Origin of the sequence: Sodalis sp. RH24 (genome assembly GCF_047324145.1) — a bacterium.
GTDB lineage: Bacteria > Pseudomonadota > Gammaproteobacteria > Enterobacterales > Enterobacteriaceae > Acerihabitans.
In genome coordinates this window covers 3,910,174-3,929,990 of record NZ_CP178729.1, presented here as the reverse complement: position 1 = coordinate 3,929,990, position 19,817 = coordinate 3,910,174, and the positions used below count along the sequence as shown (strand labels likewise).

Sequence of the window (19,817 nt, the reverse complement as noted above, 5' to 3'; positions counted from 1 at the left end):
AAGGTTAACCAACGACGGGTTGACTTTATTTCACTGGATACGCTTTCGTAATGCAATAGTTAACTGTTATTCTACCACACTATGAGCAAAACACACTTAACCGAAAAGAAGTTTTCCGACTTCGCCCTGCACCCGCTGATTGTTGAATCTCTTGAAAAACAAGGATTTAATAATTGTACGCCTATTCAGGCGCTGACATTACCCATCACCCTTGACGGGAAAGATGTCGCGGGACAAGCGCAAACCGGTACCGGAAAAACGTTGGCATTCCTCGCCGCCACGTTTCATCATCTACTCACCCAGCCTGCCAGCGAGCAGCGCCAGACCAATCAGCCAAGGGCGCTGATCATGGCGCCAACCCGCGAACTGGCGGTGCAAATCCACTCCGACGCTGAACTCTTAGCCCAGGCCACCGGCCTGAAAATGGGTCTGGCCTACGGTGGCGATGGTTACGACAAGCAGCTGAAAGTGCTCGAATCCGGGGTGGATATCCTGGTTGGCACCACCGGCCGCCTGATCGATTATACCAAGCAGAATTATATTGATATGGGCGCTATCCAGGTGGTGGTGCTCGACGAAGCCGATCGTATGTTCGATTTGGGCTTTATCAAGGACATCCGCTGGTTGTTCCGTCGTATGCCCGCCGTTGAACAACGTTTGAATATGCTGTTCTCCGCCACCCTTTCATATCGTGTACGTGAGCTGGCGTTTGAACATATGAACAACGCTGAGTATGTGGAGATCGAGCCGCTGCAAAAAACCGGCTATCGTATCCAGGAAGAGCTTTTTTATCCTTCCAATGAAGAAAAGATGCGCCTGTTACAGACGCTGATTGAAGAAGAGTGGCCGGATCGCTGCATTATTTTCGCCAACACCAAGCACCGGTGCGAGGATATCTGGGGCCATCTGGCCGCCGACGGCCATCGGGTCGGGTTATTGACCGGCGACGTATCGCAAAAAAGGCGCCTGCGCATCCTGGAGGATTTTACCCAGGGCACGCTGGACATCCTGGTAGCCACCGACGTGGCGGCGCGCGGCCTGCACATCCCTTTGGTCACGCATGTGTTCAACTATGATTTGCCCGATGACTGCGAGGATTACGTGCACCGCATCGGCCGCACAGGACGCGCCGGCGAAAGCGGCAGCTCCATCAGCCTGGCATGTGAGGAATATGCGTTGAACCTGACGGCGATTGAAAGCTATATTGGCCATCAGATCCCTGTCAGTAAGTATAACAGCGACGCGCTGATGACCGACCTGCCGGCGCCGAAACGCCTGACCCGCGCACGGCCGGGCACGGGTCCGCGCCGCCACTCGGCATCCCGCCGCAGCGGTGCGGGCGGGGCGCCACGTCATAACCGTAAACGTCCGGGCTGAACACCATGCTAAGTTGCACCTCGCTCTATGCCGCCATTGACTTAGGTTCCAATAGTTTTCATATGTTGGTGGTGCGCGAGGTGGCCGGCACCGTCCAGACGCTGGCGCGCATCAAGCGCAAGGTGCGCCTGGCCTCCGGGCTCAATGCCGGCAAGGCGCTGACTCCCGAGGCCATGCAGCGCGGCTGGCAATGCCTGCGGCTGTTCGCCGAACATCTGCAGGACATTCCCGCGGCGCATATCCGCGTGGTCGCCACCGCCACCCTGCGCATCGCCACCAACGCCGAGACGTTCCTGGTGACCGCGCGGGAAATCCTGGGTTGCGATGTCCAGGTGATTAGCGGCGAAGAGGAGGCCCGGCTGATTTATCAGGGCGTGGCCCATACCACCGGCGGGTCGGATGAGCGCCTGGTGGTGGATATCGGCGGCGGCAGCACGGAACTGGTGGTGGGACGCGGCGCGCAGGCGCTTGAGCTGTTCAGCCTGGAAATGGGCTGCGTCACCTGGCTCGATCGCTGGTTCAGCGATCGCAGCCTGACCAGGGAAAATTTTGATCAGGCGGAACAGGCGGCGCGCGCCATGATCCGCCCGGTGGTGTCGAAACTCCTGGCCTGCGGCTGGCAGGTCTGCGTGGGCGCCTCGGGCACGGTGCAGGCGCTGCAGGAAATCATGGTCGCCCAGGGCATGGACGAACAGATAACCCTGAGCAAGCTGTTGCAGCTCAAACAGCGGGCTATCCAGTGCGGTAAGCTCGAAGAGCTGGAAATCGAAGGCCTGACCCTCGATCGGGCGCTGGTTTTCCCCAGCGGCCTGTCAATCCTGCTGGCGGTGTTCCATGAGCTGGGCATCAAGACCATGACGCTCGCCGGCGGCGCGCTGCGCGAAGGCATTATGTACGGTATGCTGGATTTACCGGTGTGCGAGGATATTCGCGAACGCACGCTGCAGAATATGCAGCGCCGCTACCTGCTGGATACCGAGCAGGCGCAGCGGGTCAGTTCCCTGGCGGCGGATTTCGCCCTGCAGGTGGCCAAGGCGTGGCAGCTGGACGAACGATGTTTTGCCATCCTGCACTGTGCGACCATGATTCATGAGATTGGACTGAGCATCGATATTAAAAACGCCCCGCAGCACGCCGCCTATTTGGTGCGCCATACCGATTTACCGGGTTTTACCCCGGCCCAGCAAAAGCTTATCGCCACCCTGTTGCAAAACCAGAGCCATCAGATCGATGTGGCGCAGCTCAGCCAGCAAAACAGCCTGCCGCCGCGCATGGCGCAGCGGCTGTGCCGGTTGATGCGCCTGGCGATTATCTTCGCCAGTCGCCGTCGGGACGAAACGGTGCCGGAGGTGAAGCTGCGGGCCCTGGACGATACCCTGCACGTGCTGTTACCCCACGCATGGCTGGCGCAGCATCCGCTGCGCGCCGAATACCTGGAGCAGGAAAGCCAGTGGCAAAGTTATGTCCACTGGCCGATGCTGCTTGAGGAAATGGAGCCGCTTTAGCACAAACTGCCGTAACCCGCACTGCGCGGGGTTACGCGCCGGTTCCCCGGCACGGTGCGCAACCCAATCGGCCGGCACCGCTATCCGCTGCGGTGCCGGGCGGTCAGTGTTCCTGTCCCTTGGCTTTCGCCAATTGCGCCTTGATGCTGGCCAGATGGCTTTGTCCCCGTGACATACGATCCTCCGGGCTGACCACTTTGCGCACGCTTTCCCAGGCCAGATCGTCCTGCGGTAGCTCCAGCAGGAAACGGCTCGGCTCCGGCCGGATAGTCTCGCCGTACTGACGGCGCTCGCGGCATAACGTGAAGGTAAGCTCTTTTTGCGCCCGGGTGATGCCCACATACGCCAGCCGCCGCTCTTCATCAATGTTATTTTCATCAATGCTGCTTTGATGGGGCAACAGGCCCTCTTCCATCCCCACCAGGAACACGTAGGGAAACTCCAGCCCCTTGGACGCATGCAGGGTCATCAGCTGTACCTGGTCCAGTTCTTCATCGTTCTCGCCCCGCTCCATCATTTCGCGCAGGGTAAAACGGGTTACCACCTGATCGAGGGTCATCGGCTCGTTAAGATCCGACCCCTCCAGCATCTCGGTCATCCAGCTGAACAGCTGGTTGACGTTTTTCATGCGCATTTCAGCGGCCTTGGGGCTGGGCGAGGTTTCATGCAGCCAGCTTTCATATTCCATACCGTGGATCAAATCGCGCACCGCCGGCACCGGTTCCTGCTCCGCCAGCCGGGCAATGCCGGCCATCCAGTGGGTAAAACGTTGCAGGGATTCCAGGCCGCGCCCGGTCAGCGTCTGGCTTAAACCCAGGTCAAAACTGGCCTCAAACAGGCTTTTATTGCGCGCCGAGGCCCATTCCCCCAGCTTTTGCAGGGTGGCCGGACCGATTTCCCGCCGCGGCGTATTCACCACGCGCAAAAAGGCGCTGTCGTCATCCTGATTGGTCAGAACGCGCAGGTAACACAGCAGGTCCTTGATCTCCGGCCGGGAAAAAAACGAGGTGCCGCCGGAAATTTTATAGGGAATGCGGTTTTGCATCAGCATTTTTTCAAACAGCCGCGACTGATGGTTGCCCCGGTAGAGAATAGCGTAATCGCGATAACGGGTTTTACGGATAAAATGGTGGGCGATCAGCTCCCCGACCACCCGCTCCGCCTCGTGATCCTCATTATTGGCGGTGATCACCTTCAGCGCCTCGCCGTAGCCCAGTTGGGAAAAAAGCTTTTTTTCAAACAGATGCGGGTTATTGGCGATCAGGATATTGGCGGCTTTCAGAATACGCTCCGTGGAGCGGTAATTTTGTTCCAGCTTGATCACCGCAAGCGCTGGAAAATCGCGTTGCAGCAGTTCCAGGTTTTGCGGGCGCGCGCCGCGCCAGGAGTAAATGGACTGGTCGTCATCCCCCACCACGGTAAAACGCGCGCGGCTGCCCACCAGCATCTTCACCAGTTCATACTGGCTGGTATTGGTATCCTGATACTCATCCACCAGCAAATAGCGCAGGCGGTTCTGCCAGCGTTCCCGCACCTCGGCGTCGCGTTGCAGCAACAGGGTTGGCCGCAGGATCAGGTCGTCGAAATCCAGCACGTTGCAGGCGCGCAGATGGGCGTCATAGAGCGCATAGCAATGGGCGAACAGTTTGTCGCGTTCGGTACGCGCCGCAGCCTGCGCCTGGACAGGATCGAGCAGATCGTTTTTCCAGTTGCCGATCGCCGACGCCAGCTGCTTGAGCAGATCCTTATCCCCTTCCAGCCACTGTTCCGTCAGATCTTTTAACAGGGCCGATTGATCGTGCTCGTCAAACAGCGAGAACTTCGCCTTCATGCCCAGCGCTTTGTATTCCCGCTTGATAATCTCCAGGCCCAGGGTATGGAAGGTGGCGATGGTTAAACCGCGCGCCTCCTGCCGTCCCAGGGTCTGCGCCACGCGCTCCCTCATTTCCCGCGAGGCTTTGTTGGTAAAGGTCACCGCCGCGATATGCCGCGCCTGATAGCCGCACTGGCGGATAAGGTGGGCGATTTTATTGGTAATGACGCGCGTCTTGCCCGATCCGGCGCCGGCCAGCACCAGGCAAGGCCCGGTAACAAATTCGACGGCGTGCTGCTGGCTGGGGTTCAGGCGCATGGTGATTTCCTGGGATTGATAATGATAAACGACGGCCTGGGATTGTAGCAGAAAGGCGGGACGAGGTTGATACCTAACGCAGGACGATGCCCGCATAGTATCCAACCAGATTATGCGCGGGATTTTCTCCGGGCGCGGATGAAAGAACCCCACAAACGGAACCGGCCTGGTCGTTAAAATATCCGGGCCCCTACAGCCCGGCCGGCAACATTAGCCTGCCGGAAGTCCACGGCAGAGTAAGCGCACGCCCAGCGCCGTATTGACAGTTATTCAGCAGGAATATTGAGATTCCATGGCAGGAGCTCTTTGATCTTATTGATGGGATGATCCCCGATAATGGCGAGCACATGGCGCAGATACGCTTCGGGCTCCACCCCGTTCAGTTTGCAACTGACGATCAGCGTATACATCAGCGCGGCGCGTTCGCCGCCGCTGTCCGACCCCATGAAGAGATAATTTTTCCGGCCCAGGCTCACCATCCGCAGCGCGTTTTCCGCGATATTGTTATCGATCTCCGCCCAGCCATCGCCGGCGTAGTAACACAACGCCGGCCAGTGGTTCATCAGGTAATTGAACGCCTTTGCCGTATCGGCCTGTCGCGGCAATGTGGTGAGTTTTTCCCTGATGCAGCTCTCCAGGCCCATCAGTAACGGCTGGGATCGCGCTTCGCGCACCTGTTGTCGTTCTTCGGCCGGGCGCCCCCGGATGTCGGCTTCGATAGCATACAGTTCACCGATCCTCTGCAGGGCTTCGGTGGTGGTTGGCGACGGATGGCGAACATGGATATCATGGATTTTACGCCGGGCGTGGGCCATGCAGCCGACCTCGCGGATAGGGCCTTCTTCGTATAGCGGGTTGAAGCCCGCGTACGCATCCGCCTGCAACAGTCCGCTGAACCCGGCCAGATGCGTTGGCGGATGAATCCCCTTGCGGTCCGGGCTGTAGGTGAACCACACCGCGGGTGGAAGTCGCGAACCGGCGTTGCGGTCGTCACGCACATAGACCCACAGCCGGCCGGTTTTCGGTTTACCTTTGCCGGGTTGCAGCACGTCCACCGGCGTGTCGTCGACGTGCACCTTGCCGGTGTCCATAACATAGTCGCATACCGCGTCGGCCAGCGGCGCCAGCAGATTACTGCACAACCCCACCCAGCCGGCCATGGTGGCCCGGCTCAGTGTGACGCCCTGACGGGCAAAGATTTCCGATTGTCGATATAGCGGCGAGTGCTCGGCGTATTTCGCCGTCATCACGCGCGCCAGCAGGCCCGGACCGGCGATGCCACGTTCGATGGGGTGCGACGGCGCCGGCGCCTGGACAATGACGTCGCAGCGGGCGCAAGCCTTCTTTTTCCGCCGGGTTTTTATCACCTTGAACGCACTTTTAATCAGTTCCAACTGCTCGCTGACATCCTCGCCCAGCGGCTTAAGGTCGCCGCCGCAGGCGGGACAGGCCGGTTCGTGCGGCTCCAGGCAGCGCTCTTCACGCGGCAGGTGTAACGGCCAAGGCCGACGTACCGGTGAGGGGCGTAAGGCCGGCGGCACCGCCGGGTCCTCGACACGCGCAGACTGGGACGTCTCTTTCGTCAGCAGCGCTTCCAGGCGATGCTCCAGTTGGACTATCTGTCGCCCGGCCTTTTCCGAGCTGCGGCCGAAGTACAGGCGCCGCAGTTTCGCCAGTTGCGCCAGTTGCGCCAGCAGGCGGTCGATTTCTGCTTTGCGTGCGTTAAGGTCATTATGCAGGGATGCGATGGTCGCCTGTTGTTGCGCGACCAGCGTTTGTTGTTGCAGTACCAGCGCTTGCAGCGCGGGCACATCAGTGGGCAAGGCATGATTTTTTCGTTTCATGCCAGGATGTTAAGGGAAGCTATCGGGTTATTACAATATCGCCAGGTTAAACGAAGTGCGTTCCGGTTGTTTCCAATTTATTTCTTTAAACAGCATCGATAACCGGGCTGGCGTCAGGAAGACTTTTCCCTCCCGGGATTGCGGCCAGACCAAGCGGCCGCGCCCAAGGCGTTTTGCCGGCAGGCACAGGCCGTCCCCGGTCGACCAAAACACCTTTGTCAGGTTGCCGCGTTTTTCCCGGAAGACGAAGACATGGCCGGACAGCGGGTCTTGCTGGAGGGCGGATACGACCTGGCCGGCGAGGCCCTGGAAGCCCTTTCGCATGTCAGTCTGACCGGCGACCAGCCAGATACGGGTGCCCGCCGGTAAGCCGATCATGATTGCGGGCCTTGCATGAGCTCACGAACCAGGACGGTCAGCAACTTGGCCGAAGGTGCCGTCACCATCATCCGTCCCCGGGGAAATGTGATTTCACAGGAACAGGGGTGCTCCAGCTGAGATCTCTGCGGGGCCGCAGGCGTCGCGGGATTCCCGGTGATATGGATAGGTAAAAGCGTGGTGGCGGGCCGGGCGTGACCGGCTTTGGGCTGACGGCGGGTAACCCGTCCTTCACACTCGAACAAGCGTATCCATTTGAACAGGACATTGTCATTCACGTTCTCGTCAACGGATGCGCCTGGTTGTAGCGCAAGCTGAACCAGCTTTAACTTCAGTTCTGGAGAGTAGAACTGGCGAGGCGCTGAACGCCAGTCCGTCTTGGTCTGGAGAGTTTCCATGAGAGATGTCCGTCTGATACAGATGGGCACCAAGGTTAACTAACGGCTGCGGTTAAAAACAGACGGCGCTGGGCTTACGCTTACTAACAACACCGGTGATGTGCCGGTGTTCAGGCGAGGGAACGGGCATTTTTCGGGAGAGTAGTGACTGGTAACATCCCAGCCAGAGCGTTCTGGCCGGAATTTTTTGGACTGCTTATTTATGTAAATTGAATCGATAGAGCAGCCATATCGCAATGCCGCTTACTAACCCATAGCAAGCGCCAAAAATAGCATAATGAATAAAATCTATTTCAGAAGTATCTTTCAAAGCTAACCAAAGAGCAGTAGGTACCGCTAAACCAATACCCACTGAACAATAACTCATCATTGTTAATAACATCAAAAGTGGCCGCTTCATTGTTTACTGTCACTTTTTTGGATAGCATTTCCAGTAGATTCCTGGACAATGGCCCCAGTCATTTCACCTAAAGCATCACTGCGCTTATCAGCATTTTCCAATTGCAAATACTCGTTGGCGGTTTGTAATGTTTTGTCACCCTGCATGATTTTTTCCGCTAAAGCATCGCGGCTTGAGTGCTCAGGAAGTTATTCTCCACATCATTTTCTAAGATTTATTTGAATTATTAACCACATTGCGCCCCCCCCGAAAGCGCCAATAACTAAGCCCATTTTGCAATACTTCATTACCTGCTCAACCGATAAAGGCTGCGTAGCAATCACCCAAACTATACTAACGAAAGCACATGCACATGCACATGAGTAACAAGCAACTACGAAAAGGAAATATAGAAAAGAATTGATCATTCTTTTTCCTTCCTTATATCTCCTTGTACGAAAGAGTTACTGACTTCTGAAGTGCCCGCCCCAACAAACCCGCCAGATATGCCCGGTATGGAGCTAAGTTTTGACTCTTTGAATAAGTAACCAGGACCAAAAGCAGAGTCACTATATTTCAAAGCATTTTTACTTGCTGTCATACCAAAATGCTCTTTGATAAGTTTGGCTTCCCAAGAGCTGGTAATAGTAGTTCCTACACCAAAGCCTAAGGCCGCTCCTCCTGCAGCCCCCATCATTGCAGCCTCTGAGTTTTCGCCCGTTACATGGCTGCTAAAATAGGCTCCCCCTACATTCAACCTGACATTAGAGTTAAGCGATTTCCCTACCCCGGCGGTTCCACTCACACCTGACGTGAAGAAACTGGTGTAATCAAATTTTTCGCCTGTTTTCCCCTCTAACACCTGTACACCGGCATTTGCCCCCAGACTCATGGCGGCACCCGTGGCTTTCGCTGTTGTGGTCGCGGATGAGGCCACGAATGACTTCGCTGTTCCGGCAAGTCCTAGGACATTTTCCGGCTCCGCCACAAACGATCCCAGTCGGTCCCAGTTATCGGTGTTTTTATGGATATACTCCAACGCCTTGGCATTTTCCGTCTGTACCACGCCACGGATCTCATCATCTCGTATTGGCGCACCGAACCAGTCTGGCATCCATGTGGGGCGTGTGGCCGCATCGATACCGGTATCAACCAGCTGTTTTTGATAGCTCGCACAGGTGAGGGGGCTGTCGGTACATATTTGCTGGAGTTCTTCGTTGCGTCGGGCATTTATCGCTGCGTATTTGTCCCGAACTGCGCCACAGTCACCGCCCGTAGCCTTGCATTCCGTCCACTCTTTCTCAAACGCACGGGCTTCATCACCATTCAGGAAGTTATTCTCCACCGCGTTTTTGCCAGCCTGCGCCCCCGCAGTCGCACCTGATATGCTGCCGCTGCTGACTCCCGCCGCGATCCCCGACGCCAGCGTCGACAGCGCGCCCAGGTTCTCCTTTTGTTGCGATGTCAATTTATCGCTGTCCGCCGTGCCGTATAATGCCAGTGCTATCGCCGGCGCGGCCATTTCGCCGCTTGCCGCACCGGTCGCTCCCGCTACGGCGTTGGCGCCGCTCAACTCGGCTATCACCCCGCCCAGGATGGCATGCGCCACCACGTTATTCCGCTTCTCCTCATCGCTCAGTTCGCTATGCGGCTTGCCCTGCGTGGTAATAGTCTTGACCTTGTCCGCCAGGTAGGGCGCCGCACCCTGCGCCAGCGCCGCCTTGATATCCCCGCCGGCCAGTCCCTGCAGCGCGCCCACCACGGCATTGACCCCCGTCCTGACGCTGCCGCCCATCCCGGCGCTTTGTGCTAAGAGGGCATTGTCGTAAGCCATCTGCCAGGCCTTATCCCTTACTGCCTGCGGGCCATTCTCAACTGCGGGGTTGGCACGCTTCACCGTATCGAGCTCCATTTTCGCCTGCGCCTTAAGTTGGGAAAGGGCCGCATTATCGGACATCACAGCCGTGGCCTCGCGGGTGGCTTTCGTCTTCGCATGGGTATTATAGATATCAAGCGCCTGCGTGCCAATATCACTAATAAGTTGTGTCTTTTGCAGCCGTTTCTGCTCTTTTTCTTTATCAAAGGTGGGGCTGATGCTGCCGTCGTTGGCATGGTCTGGATCCCGGCTGAGCTGGCTGATATCCTGTTGCTGATTCACCTGATCCCGAACGATCAGACTGCCTGCCGATACCGCCGCTTTCGTCGTGCCGGAAGCATGATTCTCATGGTTCGTGCCCGCCAGCGGCAGCGCGCTGACGTTACTTAGCACATTACCGCCAACCGGTCCGCCGCTGTTAAAGCCCGCGCTCTGATGTTCAGACTTATAGTCGGCCTGGTTATCAATGTCCGTCCAGCCCAGCGTGCCGGTGTCCAGCGTGTTTTTGTCCGGCGTTGCCGTGGCAGCGATAACCGCTCCGTCCAGTTGGGTGTGATCTTTAACCTTGATATCATAGCCGCCTTTTCCCGCAAACAGCCCGGTCTGTTCCGTAACCGAGTCATAGTTGCTGTGCAGCGTATTCCGGCTGACGTTCACGCTGGCAGAACCGGTCATCGATCCAAAGGTAAAGCTGCCGCCGGCGCTGGCGTTCTGCTGCTGACTATCATAGCGATCGCTGTCCTGCTCGGAGGTTAGGGTTAGATTGCGGCCGACATTAGCGCTGATCATCTCTCCGCTGACCTGCGCCCCTTTCAGGGTAGTATCGCGACCGCTGGTGAGGGAGAGAGATTGTCCCGCATCAAGGGTGGTTACCGAATGGGTCAGGCTGCGGCCTTTCTCATGCCCTTTGCCGGCATTGACGCTCGCCGATACGCTGACGCCGTAACCGCCGGCTCCGACGCCGATGCCGACACCAACGCTGCCGCCCTTACTGCTGTTTTTACTGTCGATGCGTTCGGTATTCTGTGCAGACAGCAGGGTGATATCCTGTGTGGCGGCAAGCGCAATATCCGCGCCCGCTTTCAGTTGGCTACCCTGAACGCTGATATTTCCCCGACCGTCCGCACCGTTTCCGGTGGCCGTAATCGTCAGGTCTTTGCCTGCATTGAGCGTACTTCCGCGTGACCGTGCGCTTTCCGTACGCGTTTCGCTCCGGGATGACTGGCTACCATAGGACAGGCTAATGCCAACCGTGTTGGTGGCTCCTTGCTGTGCACCTTCGTCGCCTGCCTTGAGCCCGGCGGCGGCGTTTTTAGCATCCGCCGCCTCCGTCAGGGCGTTATCTTGCCCATACGCCAGTGCCGCCTGGGTACCCGAAAGCGCTGCCTTGGTGCCCTGCAGGGCCCTCAGGCGGCCGTCGCTCTCTTTGTTTGCCTGCTGCGCCGTGCTGACGGCGGTATTAAGCGCGCCGCCCACCGTTCCCGATAGCGCCAGACTCAGGCCGCTTTGTTTTGACTCAAATGTCTCTTTACGGGTGCGTTTGTCATACCCCGGATCAATTTGCACGCTGTCGCCGGTGATCGTCAGGTCCTGTCCGGCAACCAGATCGGCTCCGCCGATATACATTCGGTTGCCGGCCGTAAGATTCAGGTTGCCCTTGCTGCTGCCCAGCGTGCTGACGCTTTGGCTTTGCGTGGCCCCATCTTCCTTGACCTGGTGGCGAGATGACTTACTGCCCACGGTAAAACCGATGCCTCCGCTGCCCATCAACCCGCTTTTTTTCTGCTCTTCCAGTAAATAGTGGTATTGCGTTTCAGTGGCGGCAGTAATGGCGATATTGTTTCCCGCCTGCAGGGTGACATCATTGTCGCCCACCACCGCCGACCCGGTCACAGTCAGGTCGTTGCCAGCGGAGAGCAATACCGTATTACCGCTCAGCAGAGTGCCTGTTTCGCGGGTGACGTGATCTTCCTTAACCCTGTGGCTGCTGCTCTTCGACAGGTATCCCTTTTTCTCCGAGCGTTCATCCGAGAATTGGTACTGGCTTTCAGTGGCGCTATTAAGATGAATATCCTTGCTCGCCTGCACAACCAGCCCCCCTTGTTCGCTGTGCAGCGTACTGCCCGTTACCGATATATCACCGTCACGAGCCACGATCATCATCTTGTCACGGGCGGTGAGAGTGCTGCTCACGGCGCTATCACTCGTCGTTACCATATCCCGCCGGCTTTGCGTTTTGCCATCACGTTTGCGCTCGCTGTCCCGATCCGAGACACGCTGACGCGCTTCCCCGATCGTGACCTGCCGCGCGCTCAGGCCAATACTGCCGGAGGTACTGTCGATTTGTGCCCCTTTGGCCAAAAGGGTTGTTCCCGCCTGAACAGTTAAGCCCTTATCTCCACTCAGGGTGCTGAGATGCAGCCTATCCTCCTCACGGCGGTTACTCACCGACGATGTACGGCTGCCCGCGCTGAGGTGGGTAGTGTTGGTGGTAGTATCCGCCAATAGCTTCACGTCCCCGCCGGCCCGTACATGTGTGTTGCCTCCGGCTTGGGCCTGACTGCCTAGCAGGGAGAGATTCTGACCCGCCTTAAGGCTGAGATTGCCACCCGCGCTTAGCTCACTACCCAGGGCCTGTTGCCACTCGCCGCTGACCTGTGCCAGACGATTTCCGTCCTCTCTTAAAGAATCACCGGCCCGGTTACCTATCGTTCCGGTTAATACCCTAAGATCCGCCTCCGTGCTGTTTTTGGCCGTGGTGATATCAAGATTATTGCGCGCGTTCAGGCTGAGGTTCTGTGCCGCCTTCAGTCTGGCCCCCCGCAGGAGGATATCCCCACTGGTGAGACTGAGTTCACGCGCGGTCATTGTCGCCTGGCGCAGCGCATCCTGCAGACGGGTACTCAGGGTAAGGCTGTCGGCATGGATGCTGATGGCATCAGCACGGACTTCACCACCCTCTTGCAGGAAGTGACTGGTGTCTATTTTGAGCGCCTCATCGGCAAACAGGTTGCCGGCATTGTCAAGGCTTCGGGTCGACACAGACAGATTGCCCCCGCCAATCAATGCGCCCTCCCCCGTCAAACGTAATGTGTTCCCGGCCAGGTATACCTTCGGCACCCAAACCGTTTGTGGCCCTTCAGCAGTGTCGACCGTTTCGCTCACCAGCCAGACGATATCCTGTTGCAACGCGGCAATTTGCGCCGGCGTCAGCGCTATTCCCGGTACCAGCTGAAAGTCTGAAGCCACGCGGCTCCCGTTGTTCATCAATGACTGATATTGTGCCATTGCATTTTCGCCGCGCACGGAGGGACGACCGGTCAACTGCAGCAATTGCTCGCGCACCAGACGCTGTTCATAGTAGCCATCGCTCAGGCGCTTATGGACTTTTGCGGGGTCATATCCTATACGCTGCAATAAGTAATCACTGCTGATGAATTTGCCTCGATCGGTGAATCGGCGGTCTGTCACCACCAAATAGGCGCTTCCCGCGTCGGGCTGCTGACGGAACAGTCCATTATTGGGAATAGACGTCGCCACTCTGCCAAGGTGCTGCTGGTGGGTCAGGGTAATTTCAGCCGGCGTGAGCGGCCTACTGCCCGGCGTAAGCGTCAGATTAGCCGTCGGGAGATTTCGTTGCGCCGACGTAAGAGCCCATTCTCCCGGCGCGAGCCTTCTTCCGGCCGGGATGAGCTCAAGTTCTGACTGTGTGAGCGGCCGGCTACGGGGCGTCAGCTGGAAATGGGTCGTGCTCCATTTGGCTTTATCAACCGCGAACGCCAGCGGATTGTGTTGCCATTCTGCGCGCTCGGCTTCTGCTGCTTTCTGTGCTGCCTGCACCGTGCTGATTTGCGCCGGGTTGACCGTGGTATTCTCAATATGAGTACCTTTGATGGCGACATTGCCGTGGCCGGTTAATATGCTGTCAATTGTGGCCAGCGCCGTGGTCTCGTCGCGATTGAACGTTGGATACCAATGTATTGTGTCCTTGTCATAATGATCGACGATATACTCCTGATCGCGTCTATTTACCGAATACCCCTGGTTGATCAGCTTGCCGTCGCCCTCAACCGACAGGTCGCGGTTGGCGCTCAGCGTACTGGCGTCATTGAATAACTGACCGGCAATGCGCAACACCATGTTGCCGCCCGCCAGAATGTGGGCGCCGGAGCCCGCTGATACCAGCTTGTCCGTGGACGAACTACCTGTGACCGTCCGCTCACGGAAATTGCTGTAGTCGGTTACAAAAGGAGCCTCGGCAACGTCGATGTATCGGTCAGGATCCCACGTATCAATCCGGCCGCGATCGTGTTCACGCCAGAACGTATTATGGTAAGGCGTCGGAACCCCTTTCTGCCGAAAACCCCGCGTCTCATAAAACGTCATGTCGTAGCCACCGTCGCTTCCTGGCGTCAGCTCCAGGTAATTCACCCACACACTGCGCATCTTCCCCTTATTATCCTTAACATAAAGCTGCGCCTTTTTGCCGGCGGCATCTATTTCCAGCAGGGTACCGTAACGGCTGTTTGCCGCCGCATCGTCATCGTTGAATGTCAGTCGCTGGGTGGTGGGCGCGATAGTGCTTTTATCGGGATTAACCTTTGAGCCGTAAGAACGCCAGTAGAGGTTGGCACGGCGCCATTTATAGTCGCTTTTTTCCGCATCGTGTTCGATATCCAGTCCTTCGCGCAGATTATCCAGTCGCTGGGCATCGACCAAAACATCTCCATCGGCCTCGATTCTGCTTGCACGATTCTCAATGTTGTCATCACTAACAAGCTGCAGTGTGTTGGCGCTGTAGATCAGGCCACCATCCCGGTTGGTCAGGCGCTCGCCGGCCGTAAGGTTGAGACTCTCCGTGGCGGCCATCACCACATCGCGTCCGTCGTTGTCGATAATCCTGCTGCGCACATTCACGTCACCGCCAACTAGGGTCGCGCGGTTATTCGTGGTGTCGCTGATAAGTGTCACACTGTCGGCTTCAATGCGGCCTTGATTGATTAACGCGCCGGTTGTCAAGTTCAGCGTTTTCCCGACCAGGGAGCCCAAATTGGTGAAATGGGCGCTGTTGACGGTCAGGTCACCGGATAGTAGCCAGTCGGCAAGATTAATCAGCACGCCGCCGACAGATAATATTGTCTCACCATTACTATTAATCGTATCGCCAACCTGGTGGGTGTAGTCCTGTTGCACGGTTGCCGTTAATGCCTGCTGGCTAAATATTGTTCCACCCTGGTTATTCAGAGTTTGTGTGTTGACAACGGTTCTATCTCCGCTCTTGATGTTGCCGCCCTGATTGAACAGCACTAGCGCGTTAGGATCGGTGGCATTGATACTCAACGTACCGTTGGCCAGAAGATGCCCCTGTCGGTTATCCAATCGCGTCATTTGCGACAAGGTCAGCGTACCGACACTTTGTACCCACCCCGCGCTGTTTTCCAGCTCATGGGCCGTTATATCAGTGTGTGTTGTACCCAACAGCAGTCCGCCATCGCGGTTGTTCAGCCGGTTTACCCCCACGTCCAGCGCATCCCGGCTGGTAATTTTACCCTGGCCGCTGTTATCCAGCTGCGCGCTGACAAGCGTCAGCGTCCCGGTCGATGCCAAATCCCCCGCCGGGTTGTTGATTTGATCGCCGTTCAAAGTCAGCGTACCGTCACTGTGGATTTTTCCCTCCTGATTATTAAGCACATCAATACGGTATACGCCTGCGCTCCGGCTGATAAGCATACCGCCCAGATTGGACAGCGTCCGCGCGGCAAGCGTCAGCGCATCCAAACTGCACAATACCCCCCCCTGCAGGTTGTCTACCCGGTCCGCTGAAATTTGCTGGTCACCGCTGCTTTTCAGCGTTCCCTGCGTATTCAGCAGCGACCGGGCGCTAATCTGTACTCCCTCACCGCTTACCAGTTTACCCTGACGGTTATCCAGGGCATCGGTCAAAGCCAACCTCATCTGCTTCTGACTATAGATTAAGCCGTTTTGTTGATTATCCACGCTCTGCGCCGTCACATTGAGAGCGTCACCAGACGTCAATTGGCCGCCGGCGTTACGCAGCTTACCCCCTGCCGCCCCGTCGGTGACACCTTGCACATCCAGGCGCGCCTGGGCGCTGATTTTTCCCAGTTCGTTGCGGATGTCCTGCACTGCTCGCAACATCAGCGAACCCTTCGACTGCAGCGAGCCCTGCCGATTATCCAGGCCGGTGACGGTAAGCGCCGCATCCTGCATGCTCAGTACGCTGCCCTCGCTATTGTCAAACCGCCGGGTGACTGCGGACCAGCCGCCCTGGCTGCCCATTTCCCCCCCCGCGTTGAGAATGTTTTCCGCCCTCAGGGACTGAGAGCCCTGGCTGGAGACGAGGCCATTACTATTATCAAGCGTGCGAATGAGATGCACATCCAGTGCGTCGAACGCCTGGATATCACCCATTGCGTTAAGGAGGCTGAGGGCGCGTATCGCGCCGTGATCCATGCTAATCAGTTTGCCGCCCTGATTATCCCAAACGCCATCCAGATCCAACGTCACCGCCTGCTGGCTTTGTATGGTTCCCTTCTGCCGGTTGTGCAGATGCCCGCCCCGCAGCGACATCTGCGCGCCGCTGAGCAATGTGCCCGCATCGTTCTCCAGCAGGCTGTCCGTGCCGCCCTGCCAGCTTAACCCCTGCGTTGCCGACAGGGTTCCGGCCTGATTGATGAGGTTGCCGGCGGTGCTGAGCATCATGCCGCCCCCCGAACGCACCTTGCCGGCGGCGTTATTGAGATCCCTGGCCACAACGTTGACCTGGCCGGCGCCTAACGCTGTACCTTCGCGGTTGTCCCAGCCGCCGCCGGTGCGCATATCCAGAGTCCCAGCCGCTTCGATAAGCCCGTTTCGGTTATCCACCGCCTGATGCGCATTGAGGTGCAGGCTCCCCTCGCTGACCAATTCTCCGCCCTGATTATCCCAACCCCCCTCCAGATCCAACGTCACCGCCTGCTGGCTTTGTATGGTTCCCTTCTGCCGGTTGTGCAGATGCCCGCCCCGCAGCGACATCTGCGCGCCGCTGAACACTGTGCCCGCATCATTTTCCAGCAGGCAGTCCGTACCGCCCTGCCAGCTTAACCCCTGCGTTGCCGACAGGGTTCCGGCCTGATTGATGAGGTTGCCGGCGGTGCTGAGCATCATGCCGCCCCCCGAACGCACCTTGCCGGCGGCGTTATTGAGATCCCTGGCCACAACGTTGACCTGGCCGGCGCCTAACGCTGTACCTTCGCGGTTGTCCCAGCCGCCGCCGGTGCGCATATCCAGAGTCCCAGCCGCTTCGATAAGACCGTTTCGGTTATCCACCGCCTGATGCGCATTGAGGTGCAGGCTCCCCTCGCTGACCAATTCTCCGCCCTGATTATCCCAAACCCCCTCCAGGTCCAACGTCACCGCCTGCTGGCTTTGTATGGTTCCCTTCTGCCGGTTGTGCAGATGCCCGCCCCGCAGTGACATCTGCGCGCCGCTGAGCAATGTGCCCGCATCGTTCTCCAGCAGGCTGTCCGTGCCGCCCTGCCAGCTTAACCCCTGCGTTGCCGACAGGGTTCCGGCCTGATTGATGAGGTTGCCGGCGGTGCTGAGCATCATGCCGCCCCCCGAACGCACCTTGCCGGCGGCGTTATCGAGATCCCTGGCCACAACGTTGACCTGGCCGGCGCCCAGCGCCGTACCTTCGCGGTTGTTCCAGCCGCCGCCGGTGCGCATATCCAGCGTCTCGGCCGCTTCGATAAGGCCGTTTCGGTTATCCACCGACTGATGCGCATTGAGGTGCAAGTCTCCTTTGCTCACCAGTTTGCCACCCTGATTACTCCAGTCGCCATCGGTACTGACATCAAGCGCGTTACCGGCATCGATAAGGCCGTGTTGATTGTCCACAGACTGATGCGCACTCAGATGCAGGTGTCCCCCGCTGACCAAGTGCCCATGCGCATTATTCAGACCTTGTGCCCTAAGTTGCAGATGCCCGCCCTGCACCCTTCCGGACCGGTTGTCGACTGTTCCCAAAGTATTCAGCGTCAGTTTCTGACCGGCCAGCAGCTTACCACCCAGGCTATGGATATTTTCCTGCACCCTGATGCTAAGCTCGGACTGACTTTTCACCGTGCCATCCTGGTTATCCAGGTCCCCTAGCTCAAGCGTCAGATTGCCATGGCATCCTACCACGCCCTCGTGGTTGCTCAGCCGGCCTCGCACCCGCCAATGCTGCGCTATCTCGTCTAACGCGGCCAGGCGGCCATGCCGGTTATTAACGGATGCCACATCCAGGGTGAGTTGCCGGGCATCGATGTCGCCATCGGTATTATCCAGTGAGCCGGTTAGGATGAGTCGGCTACCGCCAGGGCCGACCTGCGACCAGACGCCTCCCGGAGTAAACAGACTATCGGCATTAATATCCCAATGGCCGGCGCGCACTTGGGCCTTCTGCGCATCAATATTGCCCGTCGTGTTGATCGTGAGCTGACCGCTGTCGACCGTTGCCTGCTGCAGGACGACTCCGCCAGCTTGTGCCACAAAGACGGCGCGTTCGGCCGCCAGGCGACCTTGACCGATATCTATTCGGCGCCCGGTTATATTGACATCTTTCTGGCTCAACAGGCTGCCGCTGACCCGAATGTCGTCCTGACTATGCAACGTCAAGTCCGCCCCACGTATCAGCGCACTATTCTCATTGCTCCCCGCCAGTATATGCCCGCTGCCTTGAATGCCCCTGGCAGCGTCCAGCCGGACGTCACCCGTCGCCGCCAGGGTGCCCGACTGGCGAATAACCCCCTCGCGGCTTTGCACCACCAGCCGCCCTCCGCTGTGGAGTTTGCCGTGATGTTCGATAGTGCCTCTGGCGGCAAGAGTGATATCGCCTCCGACCTGGGTAACCATCTCCACCGCGCCTGATTGCCAGCTAAGGCGGCCTTCGCTGCTCACAGCCAGGGTCGCGCCCGCGCGCAGGTGTCCGCCCTGGCCGCGCACGCCAACACCCGCTTCGGTGCCTATCATGCGGATCTGACCGCTATACATGCCTCCCAGTTGTCCCATATCTATCGCCAGCTCGGGTGCCGTGCTGTCAGAGGCCAGGGGCGTCACCGCCTGACCGTTCGCACTGATATGGTTGCGGCCCGCCACCACTAAGATTTCATTTTCGGCCCTGACGGAGGCATTCAATTTCACCGCGCGCGCCAGAATATCGACATACCGGGTATCATGCCGCGCATCGTTGTTAAGTCCGCCGCCCTCGACTCGTACCAAGCCCCGTTCGACCTGGTATCCTGCCAGACTACCGTCGGCGTTTAACTGCGGCCTCCCGGTGGTAAGGGTCATGCGTCCGGCATTAATGGTGCCGCAGCCGTCACACACAATCCCCGACGGGTTGGCCACAATCACCTGCGCCATGCCGCCCGCCACTTCCAGAAAACCCCGCAGTTGGCTGGGATTGTCACTGTTAACTTCATTAAGAATGACCCGTGCCGGCGCGGCATTCGGATTAAGGTTGGGATTGCCCTGAATAATCCCTGCCATCTGGGTCGTGATCATCTCCGCCGAATTGTTAAGGATGGCGCCCTGAGGGCCAACATCGAACTGCTGAAAATGATTATGTGACAACCCGGCCTGATTAGGTGCTGTGATATTCACCTGCGGCAGGCCATTCCGCGTGGATATCACTTCCGGACGCAACTCATGCGCCACGCGCCCATCAGCAACAATGCCATGCGCCAGCGCCGGCCCGGCAAACAGGGCCAGCCCCAGCAGCCACTCGGCCCGGCGCACCGTCACCCAAAGACGCGAGGCGCCGGTTCCGCGCCTTTGACCGGGCCAGATGCTGCAACCGCGCGCCAGCTCGGACACCACCCGTAATTCACCCTGGCTGCGGCTAAAGATAAGACGATAGCAATGTTTGTTCATGGGTTCCGTCC

8 protein-coding genes are annotated in these 19,817 nt (G+C 58.1%); 2 read left to right on the top strand and 6 right to left on the bottom strand.

The window, feature by feature from the left end; translation table 11 throughout:
* Positions 1-81: 81 nt before the first annotated feature.
* Together rhlB and gppA are read left to right on the top strand one after the other, a co-directional pair.
* Entirely contained in the window at positions 82-1,377 is a 1,296-nt protein-coding gene (gene rhlB / locus ACL2XG_RS17745) for an ATP-dependent RNA helicase RhlB (protein WP_410013132.1), read from the top strand.
* Between the two features lie 5 nt (positions 1,378-1,382).
* On the top strand, positions 1,383-2,882 hold the full coding sequence (gene gppA, locus ACL2XG_RS17740; protein WP_410013131.1) for a guanosine-5'-triphosphate,3'-diphosphate diphosphatase: 1,500 nt from the start codon (positions 1,383-1,385) through the stop codon (positions 2,880-2,882).
* 103 nt (positions 2,883-2,985) lie between these two features.
* Here gppA and rep read toward each other — a convergent pair whose 3' ends face one another.
* From rep to ACL2XG_RS17710, 6 genes are all read right to left on the bottom strand, one after another.
* A complete protein-coding gene (gene rep, locus ACL2XG_RS17735) occupies positions 2,986-5,013 on the bottom strand; it encodes a DNA helicase Rep (RefSeq protein WP_413721626.1) in 2,028 nt (675 codons plus the stop codon).
* A gap of 266 nt (positions 5,014-5,279) precedes the next feature.
* Positions 5,280-6,857: an IS66 family transposase gene (gene tnpC, locus ACL2XG_RS17730; RefSeq protein ID WP_413721627.1), complete on the bottom strand. Its 1,578-nt coding sequence runs from the start codon at positions 6,855-6,857 to the stop codon at positions 5,280-5,282.
* 30 nt (positions 6,858-6,887) lie between these two features.
* Positions 6,888-7,235 carry an IS66 family insertion sequence element accessory protein TnpB gene (gene tnpB, locus ACL2XG_RS17725; protein ID WP_413721628.1) on the bottom strand — a complete coding sequence of 116 codons (348 nt, stop codon included), beginning with the start codon at positions 7,233-7,235 and terminating at the stop codon, positions 6,888-6,890.
* Complete coding sequence (locus tag ACL2XG_RS17720) at positions 7,232-7,633, bottom strand: transposase (RefSeq protein WP_413721629.1); 402 nt, start codon at positions 7,631-7,633, stop codon at positions 7,232-7,234. Before ACL2XG_RS17720 ends, tnpB begins: the two co-directional genes overlap by 4 nt.
* Positions 7,634-8,029: 396 nt before the next feature.
* The gene (locus ACL2XG_RS17715) at positions 8,030-8,179 is read right to left on the bottom strand and encodes a hypothetical protein (protein ID WP_413721630.1); all 150 of its coding nucleotides are present in this window, start codon (positions 8,177-8,179) and stop codon (positions 8,030-8,032) included.
* A 257-nt stretch (positions 8,180-8,436) separates the two neighbouring features.
* Positions 8,437-19,806, bottom strand: coding sequence for a hemagglutinin repeat-containing protein (locus ACL2XG_RS17710; protein WP_413721631.1), 11,370 nt, complete (start codon positions 19,804-19,806; stop codon positions 8,437-8,439).
* Positions 19,807-19,817: the final 11 nt, after the last annotated feature.